The sequence below is a fragment of the Burkholderia sp. HI4860 genome (assembly GCF_002223045.2).
Lineage (GTDB): Bacteria > Pseudomonadota > Gammaproteobacteria > Burkholderiales > Burkholderiaceae > Burkholderia.
This window is the reverse complement of sequence record NZ_NKFO02000003.1, coordinates 2,667,794-2,690,415: the sequence shown is the minus strand read 5'-3', so window position 1 is coordinate 2,690,415 and position 22,622 is coordinate 2,667,794. Positions and strand designations below refer to the sequence as shown.

Below are 22,622 nucleotides of genomic sequence, written 5' to 3'. Positions count from 1 at the left end.
CCGCGTCACGACGGAGGGTTCGACATGAGTTCGCACGGCATCATCCTGTTCGGCCACGGCGCGCGTGACCCGCGCTGGGCCGAGCCGTTCGAACGGCTCGCCGCGCGGCTGCGCGGCGCCCCCTCCCCCGCCGCGCATGTGTCGCTCGCGTTTCTCGAACTGATGACGCCGTCGCTTGGTGACGCGGTCGCCGAGCAGGTCGCGGCCGGCTGCACGCACATCACCGTGGTGCCCGTGTTCTTCGGCCAGGGCGGCCATGTCCGCCGCGACCTGCCGCAGCTCGTCGACGCGTGCCGCGCCGTGCATCCGGGTGTCGAGATCCGCTGCGCGACGGCCGTCGGCGAAGACGACGGCGTGCTCGACGCGATCGCGCGCTACTGCATCGGCCAGATCGGCGACGACGCGTAAATCACGCCGTCACGGCCCACAAAGAAAAAGCGCCGGCTTCCGCCAGCGCTTTTCATTTGGGACTCCAGCCGGATTCCGCTCAGGCCGCATTTCGCAGCGCATCGCCCGCTTTCGCCTGCCCCGCGCGCTCGGCGAACGCATCGCCGATCATCAGCAGGCTCGGTTCCGCAGGATCGAGCCACGCCTGCGCGTCGCCCGCCGCCATCTGCCCAAGCGTCAGCGTCAGCGTGCGTTCGCGCGCGGTGCTGCACGCCTCGACGATCGCCACCGGCGTCGCCGGCGCACGGCCCGCGTCGATCAGTTCCTGCGCGATGCCGGGCGCGCTGTCGCGGCCCATGTAATAGACGATCGAATCGGCGCGCGCGGCTTCGCGAATCTCGTCGCTGCCCGGCGCGCGGCTGTGCGTCGCGAACGCGACGCTGCGCGACACGCCGCGCAACGTCAGCGAACGCTTCAGCGTCGCCGCGCCGGCCAGCGCCGCGGTGATGCCCGGCACGACCTCGTAGTCGATGCCGGCCGCTTCCAGCGCGCGCATCTCCTCTTCGGCGCGACCGAACAGCATCGGGTCGCCGCCCTTCAGCCGCACGACGCACGCATGCTCGCGTGCCGCATCGACGATCTGCTTGTTGATGAAGTGCTGCGCGGTCGAGCGCTGCCCGCAGCGCTTGCCGACGGCGATCCGGCGCGCATTCGGCGCGTAGTCGAGCATCGCGGGCTCGACGAGCGCGTCGTGCAGCACGACGTCCGCCTGCTCGAGCAGCCGCGCGCCGCGCACCGTGATGAGGTCGGCCGCGCCCGGCCCTGCTCCGATCAGATACACCTTGCCCATGTTTGTCGCTTCGCCTTCCAGCGGGCGTCGGCTCCGGCCCGCGCCGCCGCGAAGCGGCGCGGTTGCCCGGTCATGCCGAGAACGCCCGGATCATCCCTGCGGCGACCGTGTGATGCGTCGCCTCGTCGATCAGCACGAACGCACCGGTACCCGGATGCGCGTCGTACGTGTCGCACACGATCGGCTTCTGCAGCGTCAGCGCGACGCGGCCGATGTCGTTCATCTTCAGATCGTGACGGTCGGTCGCGTGCGACAGCGTGTGCACGTCGAGCACCTGCTTGACGCCGCCGATCTTCGCGAACACCGTGCTGGTGGTCTGCTTCAGCAGGTATTTGCGCTGCGGCGACAGCGGCGTCTCGTCGAACCAGCACAGATCGGCTTCGAGCTTCTTCGCCGGCTCGACCGGCTCGCCGGACGTGACGAACATGTCGCCGCGCGACACGTCGACGTCTTCCGCGAGGCGGATCGTCACGGTCTGGCCCGCGAATGCGTGCGGCACGGACGCGGTGCCGCCCGGCACCGGCGCGACGATCTCGGCGACCGTCGCCGTGCGGTTCGACGGCAGCACGACGATCTCGTCGCCGACCTTCACTTCGCCCGACTCGATCCGGCCCATATAGCCGCGGAAATCGTCGGCCGAGCTGCCGTCCTGGCGCGCGACCCATTGCACCGGGAAGCGCAGCGCGTCATGCGCCTGCGTCTCGACCGGCAGCGATTCAAGCACGTCGAGCAGCGGTTCGCCCGCGTACCACGGCATGCGCTCGCTCGCGCCGACGATGTTGTCGCCCTTCAGCGCCGACACCGGCACGAAGCGCACGTCATTCAGGCCGAGCTGCTTCGCGAGCGTGACGTACGCGTCGCGGATCTCGTTGAAGCGCGCTTCGCTGTAGTCGACCAGGTCCATCTTGTTGATCGCGACGATCACGTGCTGCAGCCCGAGCAGCTTGACGATCGCGCTGTGGCGCTTGGTCTGCGGCAGGAGTTGCACGACACCGTTCTCGACCGTGATGCGCGTCGCGTCGATCAACACGATTGCCGCGTGCGCGGTCGATGCGCCCGTCACCATGTTGCGCGTGTACTGCTCGTGGCCCGGCGTATCGGCGATGATGAACTTGCGCTTCGCGGTCGCGAAGTAGCGGTACGCGACGTCGATCGTGATGCCCTGCTCGCGCTCGGCTTCGAGGCCGTCGGTCAGCAGCGCGAGGTCGAGCTCGTCGCCGACCGTGCGCTTGTTCTTCGCACGCGACAGCGCGGACAGCTGGTCGGACAGCACGGCCTTGCTGTCGTACAGCAGGCGGCCGATCAGCGTGCTCTTGCCGTCGTCGACGCTGCCTGCGGTAATGAAGCGCAGCACGCCGAGGTCTTCGGTGTTCTCGATGATGCTCATGATGTGAATGTCCTCGTGTGCTTCAGAAATAACCTTGCTTCTTGCGCTGTTCCATCGCGGCTTCGGAGGCCTGGTCGTCCATCCGGGTCGCGCCGCGCTCGGTGATCTCGGTCACCGCCGTCTCGGCGATGATCTTCTCGACGTCGTCCGCGTCGCTCTCGACCGGGCACGTGCAGGAGATGTCACCGACCGTGCGGAAGCGCACCTGCGCGAGCTCGCTCGTCTCGCCGTCACGCATCGGCGTGAGCGGCGTGACGGGCACGAGCAGCCCGTTGCGGCGCACGATCTCGCGCTGGTGCGCGTAATAGATCGACGGCAATTCGAGGTTCTCGCGCGCGATGTACTGCCACACGTCGAGCTCGGTCCAGTTCGAGATCGGGAACACGCGCAGGTGCTCGCCCTTGTGCAGGCGGGCGTTGTACAGGCTCCACAGTTCCGGGCGCTGCGCCTTCGGATCCCACTGGCCGAATTCGTCGCGGAACGAGAAGATGCGTTCCTTCGCACGCGCCTTCTCTTCGTCGCGGCGCGCGCCGCCGATCAGCGCCGTGTAGCCGTGCTGCTCGATCGTCTCGAGCAGCGTGACGGCCTGCGCGGCATTGCGCGAATCGGTTTCGCGGCGCAGCACGACCGTGCCGCGCTTGATCGAATCCTCGACGTGGCCGACGACCAGCTCGGCGCCGAGCTCTTGCGCGCGGCGATCGCGGAAGTCGATCACTTCTTCGTAGTTGTGGCCCGTATCGATGTGCACGAGCGGGAACGGCAGCGTCGTCTTGCGGTTCGCGCCGAGGCCGAATGCCTTCAGCGCCAGATGCAGCACGACGACCGAATCCTTGCCGCCCGAGAACAACAGCGCCGGCTTGCTGCATTCAGCGACCAGTTCGCGCAGGATGTGGATCGACTCGGCTTCGAGCCAGTCGAGGTGGCCCATGCGGTTGTCGGCACCGGCGGGCGGGGCAAAGGCGGATTGCTCGAGCGTCGTGCTCATGATTTCAGTCCTTCTCTTCTGGGTTCGTGCCGCCCGCTGTCGCAGGCGGCGCAATATTCAGTTTCTTGTCAGGCTTTCAGTGCGTGGCGCCGGCAGCGGCGTCCGCGGGAATCGGCGTGATCGTCGTGATGTGCAAGCCGCATTCCTTCGTATCGCGCGACTCCCACCACCAGCGGCCCGCGCGGCTGTCCTCGCCGGGACGGATCGCCCGCGTACACGGCTCGCATCCGATGCTCGGGTAGCCGCGCGCATGCAGCGGATTCACCGGCACGTCAAACGCATTAAGGTACGCCCACACGTCGCTTTCCGTCCAGTCGGCGAGCGGGTTGTACTTCGCGATCCCGCGCGCTTCGTCCTGCTCTTCCTCGTGCAGCTCCGCACGCGTGACCGACTGCTCGCGGCGCTGGCCGGTGACCCATGCGCCGACGTCCGACAGCGCGCGGTTCAACGGCTCGACCTTGCGGATGTGGCAGCACGACTTGCGCAGCTCGACGCTCTCGTAGAACGCATTCAGGCCGTGCTCGGCGACATACTGGTCGACCGCGTCCTGCTGCGGATGGAACTGCTCGATCTCGTAGCCGTAGCGCTCGCGCACACGGTCGATCATGCCGAGCGTTTCCGCGTGCAGGCGGCCCGTGTTCAGCGAGAAGATGCCGATCCGCACGCCCTTCGACAGGATCGCATGCGTCAGCAGCATGTCTTCCGCCGCGAGGCTGCTCGCGAACTTCACCTTCTCGTGACGGGCACCGATCTGCGCGAGCAGCGCATCGAGGCGCTCGACCTTCGCGGCGAGTTCCGGCGTCAGCGCGGTGGCGGTCGCGGTGCTCATGCGTTCACCTTCGCTTGTGCCGCCGCCGCGCGGCGGCGGAACAGCGGTTCGGGCTGGTCGAACGCGCCCTGGTAACGCTGCGTGAATTCCGTGAACGCATTCAGCGCGTCGTGGATGTCCTTGTCGGCACGCACCGCGTAGGCGTCGAAGCCGCAACGCGACATGTACAGCAACTGGTCGCGCAGCACGTCGCCGATCGCGCGCAGTTCACCCGTCCAGCCGTGGCGCTCGCGCAGCAGGCGCGCGATGCTGTAGCCGCGGCCGTCCGCGAAGCGCGGGAAATCGACCGCGATCAGCGCAATCGCGCCGAAATCGGCCACGAGATCGGCCGGCTCGCTGTCCGGTGCGAGCCACACGCCGAGCTCGTCCTTCGTCTTCGCGGCGACGAGCGCCGCGCGCTCGGCCTGCCACAACGCGAACGGCACCAGCACCTTGCCGGCCGGCAACGCGTCGACCGCGGGCAGTGCACCGTCTTCCGCCGCGCGCACGACCTGCCATGCATCGTCGATCACTGCGCGGTTCTTGATAATCGAAGCCATCTGCTAATTCCTTCTACCCGGTTGTTTACGCGTTCACTGCCTGGCGCGCCGCATACACGCGCTCCTTGAACGGCGCGATGCCGATGCGGTCGTACGTGTCGACGAAGCGCTCGCCGTCGATGCGCGATTCGACGAACGTGTCGATCAGCTTCGCGATCACGTCGGGCACTTCCTCCGCCGAGAACGACGGCCCGATCACGCGGCCGAGGCGCGCGCCGTTCCGGCCCGTGCCCTGCTCGCCGCCGAGCGACACCTGGTACCACTCGGCGCCGTCCTTGTCGACGCCGAGGATGCCGATGTTGCCGACGTGGTGGTGACCGCACGAGTTCATGCAACCGGAAATGTTCAGCGACAGGTCGCCGAGGTCGTACACATAGTCGAGATCGTCGAAGCGCTGCTGGATCGCCAGCGCGATCGGGATCGACTTCGCGTTCGCGAGCGAGCAGAAGTCGCCGCCCGGGCACGCGATGATGTCGGTCAGCAGGCCGATGTTCGGCGTCGCGAAACCGGCTGCCTTCGCCTTTTCCCACAGGGCGAACAGGTCGCGCTTCTTCACGTTCGCGAGAATCAGGTTCTGCTCGTGCGACACGCGCAGCTCGCCGAACGAGTAAGCGTCGGCCCAGTCGGCCACCAGCTCCATCTGCTGGTCGGTCGCGTCACCCGGCGCGACACGGTGATCCTTCAGCGACAGCGTGACGGCGGCATAGCCGGCCACCTTGTGTGGGGCGACATTACGCTCGACCCAGCGCGCGAACGCCTTGTTCTCGAGCAGGTGCTGTTCGAACGACGCGTCGGTATCGGGCAGCTTCTCGTAGACGGGCGGCTGGAAGTACTGCGACACGCGGTCGACTTCCGCCTGCGTGAGCGTCGACGGGCCGTCCTTCAGGTGCTGCCACTCTTCCTCGACCTGCTGCGCGAACTTCGCGGGCGACAACGCCTTCACGAGGATCTTGATGCGCGCCTTGTACAGGTTGTCGCGGCGGCCGTAACGGTTGTACACGCGCAGCACGGCTTCGCAATAGGTGAGCAGGTGCTGCCACGGCAGGTCTTCCTTGATCACCGCGCCGATGATCGGCGTACGGCCGAGGCCGCCGCCCGCGAGGATGCTCGCGACCACTTCGCCCTGCGCGTTCTTCTTCAGGTACACGCCGAGGTCGTGGATCTGCACGGCCGCACGGTCGTCCTTCGAGCCCGACACCGCGATCTTGAACTTGCGCGGCAGCCAGGCGAATTCGGGATGGAACGTCGACCACTGACGCAGGATTTCCGACCACGGACGCGGATCGATCTCCTCGTCCTGCGCGACGCCGGCGAACTGGTCGGCCGTGATGTTGCGGATGCAGTTGCCCGACGTCTGGATGCCGTGCATCTGCACCGACGCGAGCTTCGCGAGGATCTCGGGCGTTTCTTCCAGCTTGATCCAGTTGAACTGGATGTTCGAGCGGGTCGAGAAGTGACCGTAGCCGCGGTCGTGTTCGCGGGCAATGCGCGCCAGCATCCGGAGCTGGTCGCTGCGCAGGTTGCCGTACGGAATCGCGATACGGTGCATGTACGCGTGGCGCTGCATGTACAGGCCGTTCTGCAGGCGCAGCGGACGGAACTCGTCTTCGCTCAACTCGCCCGACAGCCGGCGGCGCACCTGATCGCGGTACTGCGCGACACGCTCGTCGACGATCGTCTGGTCGTATTGGTCGTACTGATACATTCGGGGACCCCAGGGTTTTCGTGGTGACCGCGCGACGTCCTAGCCACGTCGCGCCCGAATCTCCGTTCCGCCGCTATCGCCGGCCTTCCGCTGCCCGGCTGGATTGCTAATGACGAAAACAGATATCCATATTTGAAAAACTCCGGTGAATCGTAATAAACTCGCCTTATATTTCAAACGACTAAAAAATTCTGTTGATATGCGGAAGGGTTATAAATGAACCTGCACCAATTTCGCTTCGTGCGCGAGGCCGTCCGGCAGAATTTCAACCTCACCGAAGCCGCCAAGGCGCTCTACACGTCGCAACCGGGGGTATCGAAGGCGATCATCGAGCTCGAGGACGAGCTGGGCGTCGAGATCTTCACGCGGCACGGCAAGCGCGTGCGCTCGCTCACCGAGCCGGGCCGGATCATCCTCGCGTCGGTCGAGCGGATTCTCCAGGAGGTTGAAAGCCTTAAAAGGGTCGGGAAGGATTATGCCGCGCAGGATCAGGGCAACCTGACCATCGCCGCGACCCATACGCAGGCCCGCTACTCGTTGCCGGCCGCGATCGCCGAGTTCAAGAAGCGCTTCCCGAAGGTGCACCTGTCGATCCTGCAGGGCAGCCCGACGCAGGTGGCCGAGATGGTGATCCACGACCAGGCCGATCTCGCGATCGCGACCGAGGCGATCTCCGACTACAAGGAACTCGTGTCGCTGCCCTGCTTCCAGTGGCACCACGCGGCCGTCGTACCGGCCGACCATCCGCTGCTCGAGCGCAAGCCGGTCACGCTCGACGATCTCGCGCAGTACCCGCTGATCACGTACGACGACGCGTTCGCGGGCCGCAAGAAGATCAACCATGCGTTCGCGCTGCGCGGGCTGTCGCCGGACATCGTGCTCGAGGCGATCGACGCCGACGTGATCAAGACCTACGTCGAGCTCGGCCTCGGCGTCGGCATCATGGCCGACATCGCGTTCAATCCCGAGCGCGACCGCGGCCTGCGGCTGATCCCGGTCGGCCACCTGTTCGGCAGCAACGTGACGCGCGTCGCGCTCAAGCAGGGCGCCTACCTGCGCAGCTACGTGTATACGCTGGTCGAACTGCTGTCGCCGACGCTGAACCGCAAGCTGATCGAGCAGGCGCTCAAGGGCGAATCCGAATCGTACGAACTCTGAGCGGCGTGTATAAACACGGGGGCGCACATCGCGCCCCTTTTTGCTGTCCGACGGAGAATTCCGCATGACGCTTCCCGCCCTGTTGCGCCGCGCCACTGCCGGCGCCCTCGTGCTGGCCTGCGCCGCCGCGCATGCCGACCTGAAGGTCGGCGTCGACCTGTCGTCGACCGGCCCGGCCGCCGCGATCGGCATCACGAGCAAGAATGCGATCCTGATGTGGCCGAAGACGATCGCAGGGCAGCCGGTGCAGGTGACGGTGCTCGACGATGCGTCCGACCCGGGCACCGCGGTGCGAAACATCCGCAAGCTGGTCGACGAGGATCATGTCGACGTCGTGGTCGGGCCGAACATCACGCCGGCCGCGCTCGCGGCGCTCGATGCGGTGGCCGCCGGGCAGACGCCGATGATCACGCTGGTCGGCTCCGGCGCGATCGTCGAGCCGCAGGAAGGCGCGCGGACCTGGGCGTTCAAGATGGCGCAGAGCGACCGCGCGATGGCCGACGTGATGACGCGCCATATGGCGAACCACGGCGTGAAAACGGTCGGCTTCATCGGCTTCGCGGACAGCTACGGTGACAGCTGGCTGAACGAGTTCACGCGCTTCGCGGACCTGCGCAAGATCCGCGTGGTCGCGACCGAGCGCTTCAACCGCACCGACGCGAGCGTCACGGGCCAGGCGCTGAAGCTGATCGCGGCGAAACCCGACGCGATCCTGATCGCGGGCTCGGGCACGCCGGCCGTGCTGCCGCAGCGCACGCTGATCGAGCGCGGCTACAAGGGCCCGGTCTACCAGACGCACGGGATCGCGACACCGGAATTCATCAAGCTGGGCGGCAAGGACGTCGACGGAACGCTGTTCCCGACCCAGCCGGTGGTCGTCGCGCGCACGCTGCCGGCCGATCACCCGGCCCGCAAGGCCGCGCTCGCGTTCGTCGACGCGTACGAAGCGAAGTACGGCGCCGGCACGGTCACGCAGTTCGCGGGCGACGCGGCGGGCGTCTACCCGCGCCTCGCCGACGCGGTCGGCCGCGCGCTGAAGGCCGCCCAGCCCGGCACACCCGCGTTCCGCGCGGCGCTGCGGCGCGAGCTGGAACGCGCGCACGAGCTGGTCGTGCCGAACGGCGTCGTCAACACGAGCGACAAGGATCATGTGGGGCTCGACCAGCGTGCGAGCGTGATGGGGATCGTCAAGCAGGGCCGGTTCGTCTACCTCAGTCAGTGACCTATGCGGCCCCCAACCGGGCAGCTTGCCCGGCGGCAGGATTTCGGACATAATCCGCGTTTCGCCGCGCACCATCGCATGCGCGGCCAGGATCAAGCCCAGGTGGTGAAATTGGTAGACGCAGGGGACTCAAAATCCCCCGCCGCAAGGCGTGCCGGTTCGATTCCGGCCCTGGGCACCAGCATTCTCGCAGCGTGAAGCGCTGCGCCTTCCGAAACCCGCGCAAGCTCGCCGCTTCGCGGGTTTTTTGTTTTTGCCGCGCACCGCAACGCGTGCCCCCGTGCAACAGTCCAAGCGTCATGAGGATGCGCGGCACGGAGGCTCGCCATGTCCATGCGCCCGATTTCATCTCCGCTCTGCCGCCGCGCGCTCGCCCTGGTGCTGTCGATCATGCTGGCCGGCTGCGACATCCTGACCGCGCCGCCGGTGCCCGACTGGCCGGGCCCGCACGCGCCCTATCCGTTCCCGGACAGCATTCCGCATCGCACCGAATGAATCGACGGGAAGGCCATCGTCGGCACGTCGAGCCGAGTTCAGGCTCAGGCCATCAACGCCCGCACGAAGTCGAGAAACACGCGCACCTTCGCGGAAACGAGATTGGACGCGTGGTGATATGCGTAGAGCGGAAACGTCTCGTCCGCCCATTCCGGCAGCAGCAGCACCAGCCGCCCGTCGGCAAGGATGTCGCGCGCGTAGAGTTCCAGCAGCTGGGCAATTCCCGCGCCGCCCAGGCACGCGCCGAGCAGCATGCCCGTATCGTTGACCATCAGCCGGCCGGCGGCATCGAACGGCACCACCTCCTTGCCGCGATGAAACGCCCATTCGAACGGGCGCCCCGTCACCGGATCGCGGATCAGCACGCAGCGATGCCCGCTCGCGAGATCCCGCGGGTGCCGCGGTTGGCCGTGACGCGCGACATAGGCCGCCGACGCGCAGGTCAGCACGCGCGTTTCCAGCAGCAGCCGCGCACGGTATGACGAAGGCTCCGGAATGCCGAACCGCACCGCCAAGTCGAACCCGTCGGCGACGAGGTCCCCCATCCGGTCGCGCACGTTGATCTCGACGGACAGGTCGGGAAAGCGGTCGAGAAACTCGGCCATCTTCGGGGCCAGCACGTAGTGGCCGAAAGTCGCGTCGACGTTGACGCGCAGCCGCCCCCTGACACGCGCCTTCGACTGGCCGGCGTCGATCGCCGCGTCCTCGATGCCGGCCAGCAGCGGCGCGACCGCTTCATAGAAGCGCCGCCCTTCGTCGGTCAGCGTGATCGCACGGGCCGTGCGGTTGAAGATCCGGATGCCGACGCGCTCCTCCAGCCGGGCCACGGCACGGCTCACCGCCGGCTGCGTCAACCCCATCGCCTCGCCGGCGCGCGCGAAGGTGCCGGCCTCGATCACCGCCGAGAGCACGCCGATCCCGCTCAACAGCCTGCTGTCGAATGCCATGAGACATACTTTTAGTCATTCTTGATCTGATCATTATTCATTATTTTTATTGATCGAGGAAGCCTACATTAGTCCTGTCGCCGGATCGCACGGCACTCACGAACCAAGGAGCAGGACATGAGTACATCGGAACAGGTCGCCCTCGTCACGGGCTCGTCGCGCGGCATCGGTGCGGAAATCGCCCGCCGTCTCGCCCGCGACGGTTTCAGGGTCGTCGTGAACTATGCGGGCGGCGCCGGCCCCGCGCAGGAAGTGGTCGACGCGATCGTCGCCGGCGGCGGCCATGCTATCGCGGTGCAGGCGAACGTCGCCGATCCGGCGGCCGTGGCCGCGCTGTTCGACGCCGCACAACAAGCATTCGGCGGTCTGGATGTGGTGGTCAACTCCGCGGGCGTGATGAAGCTGGCGACCATCGCCGACTGCGACGATGCGCTCTTCGACGAAACGATCACCATCAACGTGAAAGGCACGTTCAACGTCTGCCGCGAAGCGGCCAGGCGGGTGCGCGACGGCGGACGCATCATCAACCTGTCGACCAGCGTGATCGGCATGCGCATGCCGACTTACGGTGTGTACGTCGCCAGCAAGGCGGCGGTCGAAAGCCTGACGCAGGTGCTCGCGCAGGAGATGCGCGGCCGCGGCATCAGCGTGAACGCCGTCGCGCCGGGGCCGGTCGCGACCGAGTTGTTCCTGCAGGGCAAGAGCCCCGAACTCGTCGACCGGCTCGCAAAGCTGAATCCACTCGAGCGACTCGGCCAGCCCGACGACATCGCGCGCGTGGTCGCCTTCCTCGCCGGCCCGGACGGCGCATGGGTCAACGGCCAGGTCCTGCGTGCCAACGGCGGCATGTGCTGACCGGCCGCCTGCCACGCCCACCGCTTAGCGGAGAGCGTCCATGAAGGAAGTCATTCTCGTCACGGGCGCGTCCAGCGGCTTCGGCCTGCTGACGGCCCAGGCGCTCGCCCGCGCCGGCCATACCGTCTACGCGTCGCCGCCCCGGCCGGCAAGCGCCCGTACCGCGTGTTCGTCGATCCGTCGCAGGACGGTGCGGAGGAAGTGTTCCGCGTCGGCGATCGCATTCGCCGCGAGATGTTCAGGAACATCGGCCTCGCCGACCTGCTCGCGTCCCGCGTCGGCGGCTGATCCACCGTGCGCCGGTCACGCCAGCGCGCCTCGGCCTGGCTCGCAGAACCCGAGGATCGCGTCGGCGACCGCCGCCGGCGCCTCGCGCTGCGGAAAGTGGCCGACACCGTCCAGCACCTGGCGCGCGTAGCGCCCCGCAAAGAACCTCTCGCGGCCGGCCGAGCTGTCCGGATGATTGCAGGTGTCCGCGCCGCCGTGCAGTACGAGCGTCGGCAGCGCCAGCACCGGTGCGGGATTCAGCCGCGCATCGTCGTCGGCATGGGCCGGCGTGCCCGGTGCGAATCCCCATCGATGCCGGTACGAATGCAGGACGACGTCGATCCAGTCGGGCCCGTCGAACGCGGCGGCGGCCGCCTCGAAATCGCTGTCGCGATACCAGCCTGGCGGCGACCACGTGTCCCACATCAGGCGGGCAAACGCGCGGCGATCGTCGCGCAACGCCTGCTCGCCGCGCGGCGTCGCCATGAACCAGTGATACCAGTAGTTGCGCGCCTGCTGCAGCGACAGCGGCTGCCCGGGATCGTTGGTGCCGTACCCGACCGACAGCATCACGAGATGCGATGCGGCGCCTTCACGCAGCCCGCACGCGTTCGCGGCCGCCCGCGCACCCCAGTCGTGCCCGACCAGCACGGGCCGCTCGAGGCCGAGCGCATCGACGAAGTCGAGCAGGTCGCGCCCGAGCGCCGCGAGTTGGCCGCTGCGCGGCACGGACGCATCGCGAAAGCGGGTCGGGGCAAAACCGCGCAGCGCGGGCGCGAGCACGCGGCAGCCGTGCGCGGCGAGCCTCGCCGCAACCGCCTCCCAGCCGACCGGGCTGTCCGGCCAGCCATGCAGCAGCACGGCCACGCGCTCGCCGCGCGGATTCCATTCGAGGTAGGCAACGTCGAGCGACGCGGTCGTCGCATGCGCATAGGTCGTCATCGTGCACTCCGTTGGGTCGATCCGAGTGCACGATGGTAGGCCGCCATTTCATCACGATTCACGGAGTATCATGATTCATTCTTCGAGTATCACGTTGAATTGATCCATGGAACCGCTGACCGATCCTGCGTCGACCTCGCTCGACATCACGCTGCTGCGTACCTTCCTCGAAGTCGTCGACAGCCGCGGGTTCGCGCCGGCCGCGGAACGGCTCGCGCTGACGCCGTCCGCCGTCAGCGGCCACATCAAGCGGCTCGAACAGGCAGCCGGCACGGTGCTGCTCGCGCGCACCACCCGTCGCATCGCGCTCACGCCGGCCGGCGACACGCTGTACGCCTATGCACGCAACATCGTCGACATGGAGCGCGAAGTGCGCGCGAGGCTGCGCGGCGCGCCGGCGCACGGGCCGCTGCGGGTCGGCGCATCGGAGGATTTCGCGGGTGCGTGGCTGCCGCACGTGCTGCGCACGTTTCGCGACCGCCACCCGCGCACGTCGATCGAGCTGAAGGTCGGGATCACCGCGTCGCTGCTGCGCGAGCAGACGCTCGGACGGCTCGACGTCGTGTTCGGCAAGCAATGCCGGCAGGTCGACACGCCGGGCGAACTGCTGTGGGAAGAACCGCTCGTGTGGGCGTTCGCGTCGGATCGCACGCTCGACGCCAGCGGCGACGTGCCGCTCGCGCTGTTTCCGCAGCCGTGCGTCTATCGCGAAGCCGCCGTCGCGGCACTCGCCGCTGCGCTGCGGCCGTTCCGCGTGCTGTTCGAGAGCAGCAGCATGGCCGGCTGCGTGTCGGCCGCGCTCGCGGGCTTCGCGGTCACCGCGCTGGCGCGCAGCCAGTTGCGCGACGGCCTGCGCGAATGCGGCCCGCAGGACGGCCTGCCGGCGCTCCCGGCCGCGCGTTTCTACGCGTTCGCGGCGAAACCGGACGGCGCCGGTGCGGCGTTGATCGACGCTGTGCGGGAAACCGGGCGCAACCGGCAGTTCGCGGCGCTGCCCGGCTGAAACAGGCACGACGGCACGCAGCACAACCGGCCGTGCCGGTCAGTCGCCCTCCGCCCCCTCCCTGCCATGCGTCAGCGCGCTCTCCATCAGTTCCCCGAACCATTCGATGAAGGCATTGAGCCGGCGCGAACGATGGCGCCGGTGCGGGTACACGGCCGACACGTCCATCGGTGCGGCGCGGTGGGCGGGCATCACGTCGACGAGTGCGCCGCTGTCGAGCAGATGCTGGACGTCGAAGCGCGGAATCTGGATCAGCCCCATCCCGGCGATGCAGCTGGCGATATAGGTTTCGGCATTGTTGACGATCACCCGGCTCGGCAGCATGAGCGTGTGCCGCTGGCCGTCCGTGCAGTATTCCCAGTCGAGTTCGCGCCCGGTCGTCGGCGACGCATAGCCGATCGCCCAGTGTCCGTGCGCGAGCGCATCCGGATGCTCGGGCACGCCGCATTCGCGCAGGTAGTCGGGGCTCGCGCAGTTGATCAGCGTGAACTGCCCGAGCGGCCGCACGACGAGGCTGCTGTCGGCAAGCCGCCCGACGCGAATCGCGCAGTCGACGCCCTCCTGCACCAGGTCGATCGAACGATCGGTCGAGCCGAGCGACAGTTGCAGCTTCGGATAACGGTGAAACAGCGACGGCAGCGCGGGCGCCACCATGCGGCGCGCGATCCGGCTCGGCACGTCGACGTTCAGCCGGCCGATCACGTCGCGGTCGCGGCGGCGGAACAGGCGGTCGAGCTCGTCGGCCTCTGCGAGCAGGCGCCGGCCGCGTTCGAGCAGCAGCGCGCCGTCGGCGGTCAGCTGCACCTGGCGTGTCGTGCGGTGCAAGAGACGCGTGCCGAGCGCCGTCTCCAGTTGCTGGACGGCCGCCGACACGGTCGCGCGCGGCACGTCGAGCGCATGCGCGGCCTTGATGAAGCTGCCCATCTCGGCAACCTGCAGGAAGATTCTGACCTGATCCAGCTTGTCCATCGGCAGGGAACGTAGGTTCGGACGAACGCCGCCGCCAGCCGTCGCGCATCGCGGCCGGGTCCGGCGGCACAGAGAAAACGGGCACGCAGCCACGAGGCTGCGCGCCCGTCCATTGTCCACGCAAACGCGCCATTGCGGTGCGCCGCGCGGCCCGTTGCCGGGCCGGTTACTTGGTCGTGTAGCCGCCGTTGATCAGGATCGTCTGGCCCGTGATCCACCAGCCGTCGGTGACGAGATGGCGGATGAACGGCACGACGTCCTCGATGTCGGTCAGGCCCGTCTTGCTGAACGGCGACAGCGCGGCCGCCGTCTTGTGATACGCGACCGCATCGGCGCCCTCGGCCGGGTAGAAGAACGGCGTGTCCATCGGGCCCGGCCCGACGGCCGTCACCGAGATCCCGCGCGCGCCGTATTCCTTCGACGCCGCGCGCGTGAAATGCTCGACCGGCGCCTTCGACCCTTCGTACGCCGCGTAGAACGGCGTGAACGCGCCGAGCAGCGACGTCACGAGCGTGACGAGCTTGCCGTGATCCTCGAGGTGCCGCCCCGCTTCCTTGATGAAGAAGAACGCCGACTTGCTGTTGACCGCGAACATCTCGTCGTACTCGGCCTCGCTGATCTCGGTGAACGGCTTCTTCAGCACCTTGCCGACCGTGTTGATCGCGATGTCGATCTTGCCGAAGCGCTGCTTCGCGTCGTCGAACAGCTTCTCGACCGCGGCGGCCGTCGTCAGGTCGCCCTGGAACGTGGCCGCTTCCGCGCCGGCCGCACGCACCGCGGCGGCCGTCTCCTCGGCCTGCGCCTGCGACGCGGCGCTGTTGTAGTGAATCGCCACGGCCTTCGCGCCGTGGCTCGCCAGATCCCGCGCGATCAGGCCGCCGAGATTCTTTGCGCCACCTGCGATCAGGACGACCTTGTCTGCGAGCGTATGAGTTGCCACGGCTGACTCCTTTTTTCGTTGAACGAAGTTAGGAGTGTAGGCATGCGCGACGCACCGGTCAGCCGGGCACGGCTGGATGGATTATCCAGAAAAACGCTCCAATCGAAGCGCGGCAGTGCAGCCTGCCGCACCGACAACCGCGCCGGAATCTGTCCTCGATCGAGTGGCGCCCGTCCCGGCGCCCGCTCAGCGCGCGTACAACGCCGCGTCGATCTTGCCGAGCAGCCACTGCATGCCGGCCAGGTGCTGCTGGTCGTGGCTGCACAGGTAGTGGACGAGTCCGCGCACGGTCAGCGACCCGTAGCCTTCGAATTCCCCGGTGCGCGCGAGCTGTTCGGGCGTGAGACGCGACACGAGGTCCAGCGTCTCGCGCCGCGCTTCGCGGATCGCCGCGAGCACGTCGGACGCGTACGCGTCGTTGTAGCGGCGTTCGATCGCGAGCGCGTCGCCGTCGATCGACACGAGCAGCGGCCGGTCTTCGTCGAGCATCCGCCGCAGCCGCACGTGATAGCCGTCGATCTCGATGTCGCGTACGTGGCAGAGCTGCCCGAGCGGCGAGAAATGCTCGCTCGGGATCCCGGCCCAGTCATCGGGCGTCCAGCGCGCGTAGCCGTCGGGCACGGCCGCGAAATGCGCTTCGAGCTGACGGGGGAAATCGGCGAGTGCGTCGAGCGTCGTCGGATTCATGCGGGACTCCCTGTCGGATAGGCGCGACGGCAACCCTGGCACGGGCCTGCCGTCGCCGTTGCGTCACTTCACGCTGAAGCCGTACGCGCCCTGCGTGCGGTGCCCGTCGGTCGCGACGGCCACCCATTTCACCGTATAGGCGCCGGTGCCGACCGCCGTGAGCGGCACCGACATCCGCTTGCGATTCGACGCGTCGATGCGCGCACGGCCGTCCGACACCGTCTTGCCGTCGCCGTCGACGACGACGATCGAGCTGAACGCCGGCTCCAGCGGCTCGGTGAAGTCGATCGTGACGGCGGCCGGTGCGGCAGCCACCGACGCGCCCGCCGCCGGATCGCTCTTCGCGAGGTGCGCGTGCGCGAACGCGGCCGACGAGACGGTCGCGGCAACGATGACGGCCGCGGCGTGGCGGCCGAACGGGAACGAAGCAAAAGGCATGTGCTTTCCGTGAAGAATGAACGGGCGCCGCGCCCCGCGCGGCGTACCGGCAGCTTACCAGCGCATGTGCGTTCATGCCGGTCGCGCGCCATCGCTTGATAGAATGCGCGCGCTATGGATCTCGAAAGCATTCTCTACACCCAGGGCTTCGGCTCGCGCCGCCAGTGCCGCGGCCTGATCGAAGCGGGCCGCGTCACCGTGGCGGGAGCCCGCGCGACCGACCCCGACGCCGCGTTCGATACCGACGGCCTCGTGTTCTTGGTCGACGATACGGCGTGGCCGTTCCACGCACGCGCCTATCTCGCACTCAACAAGCCGGCCGGCTACGAGTGTTCGCGCGACCCGCAACACCACGCGAGCGTGTTCAGCCTGCTGCCTGCGCCGCTCGTCGCGCGCGGCGTGCAGTGCGTCGGGCGTCTCGACCAGGATACGACGGGCCTGCTGCTGCTGTCCGACGACGGCCAGTTCGTGCACGCGTACACGTCGCCGAAACGCAAGGTGCCGAAGACCTACGTGGCAACCGTGCGCCACCCGCTCGACGACACGCAGCTCGACACGCTGCGCACCGGCGTGCAGTTGCACGGCGAGCCGAAGCCGATCGCGGCGGTCGCCGCCGACGCGCGCGCCCCGCACGCGCTCGCGCTGACCGTCCTCGAAGGCAAGTATCACCAGGTCAAACGGATGGTCGCGGCGGCGAGCAATCGCGTCGAAGCGCTGCATCGCGAAAGCATCGGCGGCTTCACGCTGCCGGGCGACCTCGCGCCCGGCGCGTGGCGTTGGCTCGATGACGCCGACCTTGCGGCGCTGCGCAATACCGTCAAAACCCTGTAAGGGAAAATCCGCACGACCGTTCGACGTCCGGCCGCGCCTCTGCCGCGTGTTCCCCCGCTATACTGAAATCACAAGCTGTACGAGCAGCGATGCAGGGGAGACGTCATGAACAACCATACTTTCGAACTGTCGTACGTGATGATCGCGTTCGCGGTCATCGGTGTCATCGTGATCGGCGGGCTGCTGGCCGCGATGCACATGAAGCACAAATATCATCCGAACCTGATTGGCGCGCTGATCGGCGCGTTGCTGTGCTTCCTGCTGATCGAGGCGTTACCGGCGCTCACCTGACGCGCTGCCCGGCGCGAGCGTTTGAAGGAAATCGTCTACGGTCGGATAGCGCAACGTCACGCACAATTCGGCCTTGAGCCGTGCGTTGGACAGGCGTCGCGACTCGCGCATGAACGACAGCAGTGTCGGTTCGAGCTGACGCTCGGCGTCCGCGCGGCTGACGCGCGGCGGCCTCGGCAGGCCGAGCGCCTGCGCGACCCGGTCGAAATACTCCCCCATCCGCAGTTCGCTGTCGTCCGACGCGTGCACGGCGCGCGCCGGCTTGCCGCGTTCGGCCGCACGGCGCAGGATCGCCGCGAGATCGTCCGCGTGGATGTGGTTCGTGTAGACGTCGTCGGCCGGTTCGAGCGCCGGCGTGCCGCGCTCGAGCCGCGCGACCGGCAGACGGTTCGCCGCGTAGATCCCGGGAATCCGCACGACGCGCGCGGACAGCACGCCGCGCACCGTCGCCGCACGCAACTGCCGCTCGGCCGACACGCGCCGGAACGCCCGCGGATTCGCGGGGCGCAGCGGCTGCGTCTCGTCGATACGTGCGCCGCCGCAATCGCCGTAAACGCCCGTCGTACTGGCGTAGACGAGCCTCGGCGCACGAAGGCCGTCGGGTACAATACGCGCTGCCCGAACGGGCGCGCTGGCCTGTCGGGCCGCGGTGCGCAGCGTTCGGAGCCGGCCGACCGCCGAGGCCGGCGGCACCGGCGGCCGTCGCGCAGGCACGGTCGTTGCGGCGATCAGCGCACGCGTGCGCCGGTCGTCGCGGCCATCGGACTGCGGCGGTGCGAGATGCAGGATCGTGCGGGCAAGACCCGCGAGGCGGCCAAGCGTCGCCCGGCGATCGAGGTCGCCGACGATCGGTGTTGCGCCCGCGGCGCGCAGTTCGTCGCGACGGGCCGGATGGCTCGTCAGCGCGAAGATCCGCAGGTTGCGGCGCGTGTCGCGCCATTGCGCGACGCAGCGCATGCCGACGTCGCCGCAGCCGACGATCAGTGCGCGCGGCCGGCGCAGGATTCGAGTCGCGATCATGTTGGTTGCGAAATCAGTAGCCACCGTTGCGCGACGCGCAACGGGTTTGCATTGTAGCTGCCGTGCCCGACATGCACGGTCCCCCCATTTTGTTCTAGTTTGGTTCTATGGCATTCAACGTCACTCTCAAGCAAAGCGGCCGGCAATTCCAGGTCGAGTCGGATGAAACCGTGCTGGCGGCCGCGCTGCGCCAGAACGTCCATCTGCCGTACGGCTGCAAGAACGGCGCGTGCGGCTCCTGCAAGGGCCAGATCGTGTCGGGCCAGATCGAACAGGGCCCGCATGCCGCGTCGGCGCTGTCCAACGACGAACGCACCCGCGGCCTCGCGCTGCTGTGCTGCTCGAAGGCGCAGTGCGATCTCGAAATCGACGTGCGTGAAATCGCCGGCGTCGACGGCGTGCAGGTCAAGAAGCTGCCGTGCCGGATCGCCGCGCTCGAGCGCAAGGCCGACGACGTGATGGTCGTGAAGCTGCAGCTCCCCGCCAACGAACGCCTGCAGTATCTCGCGGGCCAGTACGTCGAGTTCATCCTGAAGGACGGCTCGCGCCGCAGCTACTCGATGGCGAGCGCACCGCACGAGGAAGGCCCGGTCGAGCTGCACATCCGCCACATGCCGGGCGGCAAGTTCACCGACCACGTGTTCGGCGCGATGAAGGAGCGCGACATCCTTCGCTTCGAAGGCCCGCTCGGCACGTTCTTCCTGCGCGAGGATTCCGACAAGCCGATCGTGCTGCTCGCATCGGGCACCGGCTTCGCGCCGATCAAGGCGATCATCGAGCACGTGAAGCACACGGGCATCACGCGCCCGATGACGCTCTATTGGGGCGCACGCCGCAAGAAGGACATCTACCTCGGCGAACTGGCCGAGCAGTGGGCACGCGAGATCCCGAACTTCAAGTACGTGCCGGTGCTCTCCGAGCCGGACGCCGGCGATCAGTGGACGGGCCGCACCGGCTTCGTCCATCGCGCGGTGATCGAGGATCTGCCCGACCTGTCGGGCTACCAGGTGTACGCATGCGGCGCGCCGGTGATGGTCGAATCCGCGCAGCGCGACTTCACGCAGCACCACGCGCTGCCGGCCGACGAGTTCTACGCGGACTCGTTCACGAGCGCCGCCGATCTCGCGCATCCGGTCTGAGGCCCGCGCACCCGCGTGCGGCACTGCGCGCCGCGATGTCACATCCGTGGCATCGCGGCGGTTTACAGTGACGCGCGGGATGCCTTATGCTTGCGCACATGAACTGCTTCCTGTCCGCCCTTCGACGTCGCCGCTCGCCGCTCCGCCCGGATGCCGCAGGCTCGTCACGGACTCGCGCGTAACCCCCACACTGCTTCACCGGTTACGCACAAGCTGTTCGACCCACCAGCCACGGCCTTCCGTGGCTTTTTTATTGCCTGTTTCCCTTTCAACGTCCGCTGGAGTCTGCTGCCATGCCCCTGAACGATTATCCGATCGACTCGCTGATGTACATCACGAACCGCCCCGACATCGTGTTTACGCACGGCAAGGGTTCGTGGCTCTACGATCACACGGGCAAGCGCTATCTGGACTTCATCCAGGGCTGGGCCGTCAACAGCCTCGGCCATTGCAACGAAGGCATCGTCGACGCGCTGAAGACGCAGGCGGAAAAGCTGCTGAACCCGTCGCCCGCGTTCTACAACGAACCGATGGCGAAGCTCGCGGGCCTGCTCACGCAGCACAGCGTGTTCGACAAGGTGTTCTTCACGAACAGCGGCGCGGAAGCGAACGAAGGCGCGATCAAGCTCGCGCGCAAGTGGGGCCGCAAGTTCAAGAACGGCGCGTACGAGATCATCACGTTCGACCACAGCTTCCACGGCCGCACGCTCGCGACGATGTCGGCCAGCGGCAAGCCGGGCTGGGACACGATCTACGCGCCGCAAGTGCCGGGCTTCCCGAAGGCCGAGCTGAACGACATCAACTCGGTCGAGAAGCTGATCACCGACAAGACCGTCGCCGTGATGCTCGAGCCGATCCAGGGCGAAGGCGGCGTGATTCCGGCCACGCGTGAATTCATGCAGGCGCTGCGCGCGCTGACGAAGCAGCACGACCTGCTGCTGATCGTCGACGAAGTGCAAAGCGGCTGCGGCCGCGCAGGCACGCTGTTCGCGTACGAGCTGTCCGGCATCGAGCCGGACGTCATGACGCTCGCGAAAGGCATCGGCGGCGGCGCCCCGCTCGGCGCGCTGCTGTCGAAGGCCGAGTTCGCGGTGTTCGAGGCCGGCGACCAGGGCGGCACGTACAACGGCAACCCGCTGATGACGGCGGTCGGCTATTCGGTGATCTCGCAGCTCGTCGCACCGGGCTTCCTCGAAGGTGTGCGTGCGCGCAGCGAATACCTGAAGCGCAAGCTGCTCGAGCTGTCGGAAGAGCGCGGCTTCGAAGGCGAACGCGGCGAAGGCCTGCTGCGCGCGCTGCTGCTCGGCAAGGACATCGGCCCGCAGATCGTCGAGAAGGCCCGCGACATGCAGCCCGACGGCCTGCTGCTGAACGCCGCGCGGCCGAACCTGCTGCGCTTCATGCCCGCACTGAACGTGACGACCGAAGAAATCGACCAGATGATGGCGATGCTGCGGTCGGTACTCGACACGCTCTAAGGAGAGCCCGCCGATGGATGCCGCCGCCGATGCCGTTGTAATCCGCCCGTTCGAACGCGCCGACACCGATGCCGTGCTCGCGGTATGGCGCGACGCGTTCCCGCAGTACGAAGACGCGGATGCGCCGCCGCACCGCGATCCGCTGCGATCGATCGAGCTGAAGCTCGCGACGCAGCCGGAACTGTTCTTCGTCGCGACCAGCCACGCACGCGTGGTCGGCACGCTGATGGCGGGTTTCGACGGGCATCGCGGCTGGCTCTACTCGTTCGGCGTATCGAACGACGCACGCCGGCTCGGCATCGGCCGCGCACTGATCGCGCACGCGGAATGCGCGCTCGCCGCGCGCGGCTGCCTGAAGATCAACCTGCAGGTGCTGCCCGGCAACGACGATGCATGCCGCTTCTACGCGGCGCTCGGCTATCGTGTCGAGGAACGCATCTCGTTCGGCAAGACACTGCCGGCCGCGTGAAGCAGAGGCCGGCCGCCCGCTACGTCAGCGCGTGATCGGCCCCGCGCCCGGCAGCGGATTGCCGAGCGCGTCGGTCGGCACGGCCTGCTGCTCGAACGCGGCGAAATACGCGGCCCACTGCGTATCGCTCACGCGCACGATCAGCGCGCCGTCCTGCCAGATGTCGTTGTGATCGTTGTGGTCGTCGCCCGCGCGATGCAGGTAGTTCGAGCCGGTCGACCCCTGGTTCATGTGCGTGTCGTGGATGCCGTTGCCTTCCGAATACGTGCGGCCGAACACGATGACGTCGAGCCCCTGCGACTGCGCGGCGTTCACCAGCCGCAGCAGCGACGGGATCGGCTCCTGGTTCTCCGTGCCGTCCATCACGGCGCTCGGGCGCCATGCGCCCGTTTCGTTCAGGATGTCGCTGCGCAGGTAGTCGAGCGCGGGCAACGCTGCCTGCCCCGTCAGGTCCGTATAGCCTTCGGCCGCGGCCGCGAGCGTCTGCGTGATCGGGTGGTGGAAATCGTAGACGAGCTTGTAGTTCAGCAGGTCGTCTGCGTCGTTGGTGCCGACGTTGATCGCGACGTCCCAGTCGCCGCCGGGCAATGCCAGCGTCAGGTGGATGTGGTACTGGATCTCGCTGCCATGCGGCGAGCCCTTCAGCTTCGCCACCGATGTCACCTTCGCCTTCACGAAACCGTAGTCCAGACTCATGCGCGCTCTCCGTGTGCCGATGGGCCGCCGATGCTACACGGCCCATGTGTCGGTTTGCAGGCGACCGGCAACGAGCGGCCGCCCCCATCGTTC

Annotated in this window: 26 protein-coding genes, 1 tRNA gene and 1 pseudogene; 14 read left to right on the top strand and 14 right to left on the bottom strand. The window is 67.7% G+C overall.

Annotation, left to right across the window (positions count from 1 at the left end; translation table 11 throughout):
- The first annotated feature begins 24 nt into the window (after window positions 1–24).
- Window positions 25–408 carry a CbiX/SirB N-terminal domain-containing protein gene (locus CFB34_RS27780; protein ID WP_089440820.1) on the top strand — a complete coding sequence of 128 codons (384 nt, stop codon included), beginning with the start codon at window positions 25–27 and terminating at the stop codon, window positions 406–408.
- A 79-nt stretch (window positions 409–487) separates the two neighbouring features.
- On the opposite strand, the gene cobA is transcribed toward CFB34_RS27780, so the two are convergent.
- The 6 genes from cobA to CFB34_RS27750 form a co-directional block, all read right to left on the bottom strand.
- Window positions 488–1,237, bottom strand: a complete 750-nt coding sequence (gene cobA / locus CFB34_RS27775) for a uroporphyrinogen-III C-methyltransferase (protein WP_089440821.1) — start codon at window positions 1,235–1,237, stop codon at window positions 488–490.
- A gap of 70 nt (window positions 1,238–1,307) precedes the next feature.
- Window positions 1,308–2,624 carry a sulfate adenylyltransferase subunit 1 gene (locus CFB34_RS27770; RefSeq protein ID WP_089440822.1) on the bottom strand — a complete coding sequence of 439 codons (1,317 nt, stop codon included), beginning with the start codon at window positions 2,622–2,624 and terminating at the stop codon, window positions 1,308–1,310.
- A gap of 22 nt (window positions 2,625–2,646) precedes the next feature.
- A complete protein-coding gene (cysD, locus tag CFB34_RS27765) occupies window positions 2,647–3,609 on the bottom strand; it encodes a sulfate adenylyltransferase subunit CysD (RefSeq protein WP_034192618.1) in 963 nt (320 codons plus the stop codon).
- 76 nt (window positions 3,610–3,685) lie between these two features.
- Complete coding sequence (locus CFB34_RS27760; protein ID WP_089440823.1) at window positions 3,686–4,438, bottom strand: phosphoadenylyl-sulfate reductase; 753 nt, start codon at window positions 4,436–4,438, stop codon at window positions 3,686–3,688.
- Window positions 4,435–4,977 carry a DUF934 domain-containing protein gene (locus tag CFB34_RS27755; protein WP_089440824.1) on the bottom strand — a complete coding sequence of 181 codons (543 nt, stop codon included), beginning with the start codon at window positions 4,975–4,977 and terminating at the stop codon, window positions 4,435–4,437. The genes CFB34_RS27760 and CFB34_RS27755 overlap by 4 nt, the downstream gene beginning before the upstream one ends.
- Before the next feature lie 25 nt (window positions 4,978–5,002).
- Window positions 5,003–6,682, bottom strand: coding sequence for a nitrite/sulfite reductase (locus CFB34_RS27750; RefSeq protein WP_089440825.1), 1,680 nt, complete (start codon window positions 6,680–6,682; stop codon window positions 5,003–5,005).
- A gap of 216 nt (window positions 6,683–6,898) precedes the next feature.
- Between CFB34_RS27750 and CFB34_RS27745 the strand changes: the two genes are divergently transcribed.
- The 4 genes from CFB34_RS27745 to CFB34_RS27730 all read left to right on the top strand — a co-directional run bounded on the left by CFB34_RS27745 (window position 6,899) and on the right by CFB34_RS27730 (window position 9,557).
- Window positions 6,899–7,840 carry a CysB family HTH-type transcriptional regulator gene (locus CFB34_RS27745; RefSeq protein ID WP_027785173.1) on the top strand — a complete coding sequence of 314 codons (942 nt, stop codon included), beginning with the start codon at window positions 6,899–6,901 and terminating at the stop codon, window positions 7,838–7,840.
- A gap of 64 nt (window positions 7,841–7,904) precedes the next feature.
- Complete coding sequence (locus CFB34_RS27740; RefSeq protein WP_089440826.1) at window positions 7,905–9,062, top strand: ABC transporter substrate-binding protein; 1,158 nt, start codon at window positions 7,905–7,907, stop codon at window positions 9,060–9,062.
- Between the two features lie 96 nt (window positions 9,063–9,158).
- A tRNA-Leu gene (locus tag CFB34_RS27735) sits at window positions 9,159–9,243 on the top strand.
- Between the two features lie 146 nt (window positions 9,244–9,389).
- Complete coding sequence (locus CFB34_RS27730) at window positions 9,390–9,557, top strand: hypothetical protein (RefSeq protein WP_179243653.1); 168 nt, start codon at window positions 9,390–9,392, stop codon at window positions 9,555–9,557.
- Between the two features lie 44 nt (window positions 9,558–9,601).
- On the opposite strand, the gene CFB34_RS27725 is transcribed toward CFB34_RS27730, so the two are convergent.
- Complete coding sequence (locus CFB34_RS27725; RefSeq protein ID WP_089440827.1) at window positions 9,602–10,504, bottom strand: LysR family transcriptional regulator; 903 nt, start codon at window positions 10,502–10,504, stop codon at window positions 9,602–9,604.
- 117 nt (window positions 10,505–10,621) lie between these two features.
- Here CFB34_RS27725 and CFB34_RS27720 point away from each other — a divergent pair, with 117 nt between their 5' ends.
- From CFB34_RS27720 to CFB34_RS39095, 3 genes and pseudogenes are all read left to right on the top strand, one after another.
- Window positions 10,622–11,359 carry an SDR family oxidoreductase gene (locus CFB34_RS27720; RefSeq protein ID WP_089440828.1) on the top strand — a complete coding sequence of 246 codons (738 nt, stop codon included), beginning with the start codon at window positions 10,622–10,624 and terminating at the stop codon, window positions 11,357–11,359.
- 40 nt (window positions 11,360–11,399) lie between these two features.
- A pseudogene (locus CFB34_RS27715) lies at window positions 11,400–11,486 on the top strand (hypothetical protein); the annotation flags it as partial.
- Window positions 11,487–11,524: 38 nt separating this feature from the next.
- On the top strand, window positions 11,525–11,647 hold the full coding sequence (locus tag CFB34_RS39095) for a hypothetical protein (RefSeq protein ID WP_256979868.1): 123 nt from the start codon (window positions 11,525–11,527) through the stop codon (window positions 11,645–11,647).
- Between the two features lie 15 nt (window positions 11,648–11,662).
- Here CFB34_RS39095 and CFB34_RS27710 read toward each other — a convergent pair whose 3' ends face one another.
- On the bottom strand, window positions 11,663–12,568 hold the full coding sequence (locus CFB34_RS27710) for an alpha/beta hydrolase (protein ID WP_089440829.1): 906 nt from the start codon (window positions 12,566–12,568) through the stop codon (window positions 11,663–11,665).
- Between the two features lie 106 nt (window positions 12,569–12,674).
- On the opposite strand from CFB34_RS27710, the gene CFB34_RS27705 reads away from it, so the two are divergent.
- Entirely contained in the window at window positions 12,675–13,571 is an 897-nt protein-coding gene (locus CFB34_RS27705) for a LysR family transcriptional regulator (protein ID WP_089440830.1), read from the top strand.
- Between the two features lie 39 nt (window positions 13,572–13,610).
- Here the strand turns inward: CFB34_RS27705 and CFB34_RS27700 are convergent, their stop codons facing one another.
- The 4 genes from CFB34_RS27700 to copC form a co-directional block, all read right to left on the bottom strand.
- Window positions 13,611–14,540, bottom strand: a complete 930-nt coding sequence (locus CFB34_RS27700; RefSeq protein WP_089440831.1) for a LysR family transcriptional regulator — start codon at window positions 14,538–14,540, stop codon at window positions 13,611–13,613.
- A gap of 166 nt (window positions 14,541–14,706) precedes the next feature.
- On the bottom strand, window positions 14,707–15,480 hold the full coding sequence (locus CFB34_RS27695; RefSeq protein ID WP_039368119.1) for an SDR family oxidoreductase: 774 nt from the start codon (window positions 15,478–15,480) through the stop codon (window positions 14,707–14,709).
- Window positions 15,481–15,666: 186 nt separating this feature from the next.
- On the bottom strand, window positions 15,667–16,167 hold the full coding sequence (locus CFB34_RS27690) for a DinB family protein (RefSeq protein ID WP_089440832.1): 501 nt from the start codon (window positions 16,165–16,167) through the stop codon (window positions 15,667–15,669).
- Between the two features lie 63 nt (window positions 16,168–16,230).
- Window positions 16,231–16,605, bottom strand: a complete 375-nt coding sequence (gene copC, locus CFB34_RS27685; protein ID WP_089431593.1) for a copper homeostasis periplasmic binding protein CopC — start codon at window positions 16,603–16,605, stop codon at window positions 16,231–16,233.
- Between the two features lie 114 nt (window positions 16,606–16,719).
- Between copC and CFB34_RS27680 the strand changes: the two genes are divergently transcribed.
- Window positions 16,720–17,436, top strand: coding sequence for a 16S rRNA pseudouridine(516) synthase (locus tag CFB34_RS27680; RefSeq protein WP_089440833.1), 717 nt, complete (start codon window positions 16,720–16,722; stop codon window positions 17,434–17,436).
- A gap of 105 nt (window positions 17,437–17,541) precedes the next feature.
- Window positions 17,542–17,727: a hypothetical protein gene (locus CFB34_RS27675; protein WP_011352938.1), complete on the top strand. Its 186-nt coding sequence runs from the start codon at window positions 17,542–17,544 to the stop codon at window positions 17,725–17,727.
- On the opposite strand, the gene CFB34_RS27670 is transcribed toward CFB34_RS27675, so the two are convergent.
- Window positions 17,710–18,747, bottom strand: coding sequence for an NAD-dependent epimerase/dehydratase family protein (locus CFB34_RS27670; protein WP_089440834.1), 1,038 nt, complete (start codon window positions 18,745–18,747; stop codon window positions 17,710–17,712). The two genes, CFB34_RS27675 and CFB34_RS27670, sit on opposite strands and share 18 nt — an antisense overlap.
- Window positions 18,748–18,854: 107 nt before the next feature.
- Between CFB34_RS27670 and CFB34_RS27665 the strand changes: the two genes are divergently transcribed.
- From CFB34_RS27665 to CFB34_RS27655, 3 genes are all read left to right on the top strand, one after another.
- Complete coding sequence (locus CFB34_RS27665) at window positions 18,855–19,886, top strand: CDP-6-deoxy-delta-3,4-glucoseen reductase (protein WP_089440835.1); 1,032 nt, start codon at window positions 18,855–18,857, stop codon at window positions 19,884–19,886.
- Between the two features lie 293 nt (window positions 19,887–20,179).
- Window positions 20,180–21,364 (top strand): acetylornithine transaminase, encoded by a 1,185-nt coding sequence (locus CFB34_RS27660; protein ID WP_069248649.1) that lies wholly within the window; start codon window positions 20,180–20,182, stop codon window positions 21,362–21,364.
- 13 nt (window positions 21,365–21,377) lie between these two features.
- The gene (locus CFB34_RS27655) at window positions 21,378–21,833 is read left to right on the top strand and encodes a GNAT family acetyltransferase (RefSeq protein WP_089440836.1); all 456 of its coding nucleotides are present in this window, start codon (window positions 21,378–21,380) and stop codon (window positions 21,831–21,833) included.
- A 24-nt stretch (window positions 21,834–21,857) separates the two neighbouring features.
- On the opposite strand, the gene CFB34_RS27650 is transcribed toward CFB34_RS27655, so the two are convergent.
- Complete coding sequence (locus CFB34_RS27650) at window positions 21,858–22,529, bottom strand: DUF2278 family protein (RefSeq protein WP_089440837.1); 672 nt, start codon at window positions 22,527–22,529, stop codon at window positions 21,858–21,860.
- Window positions 22,530–22,622: the final 93 nt, after the last annotated feature.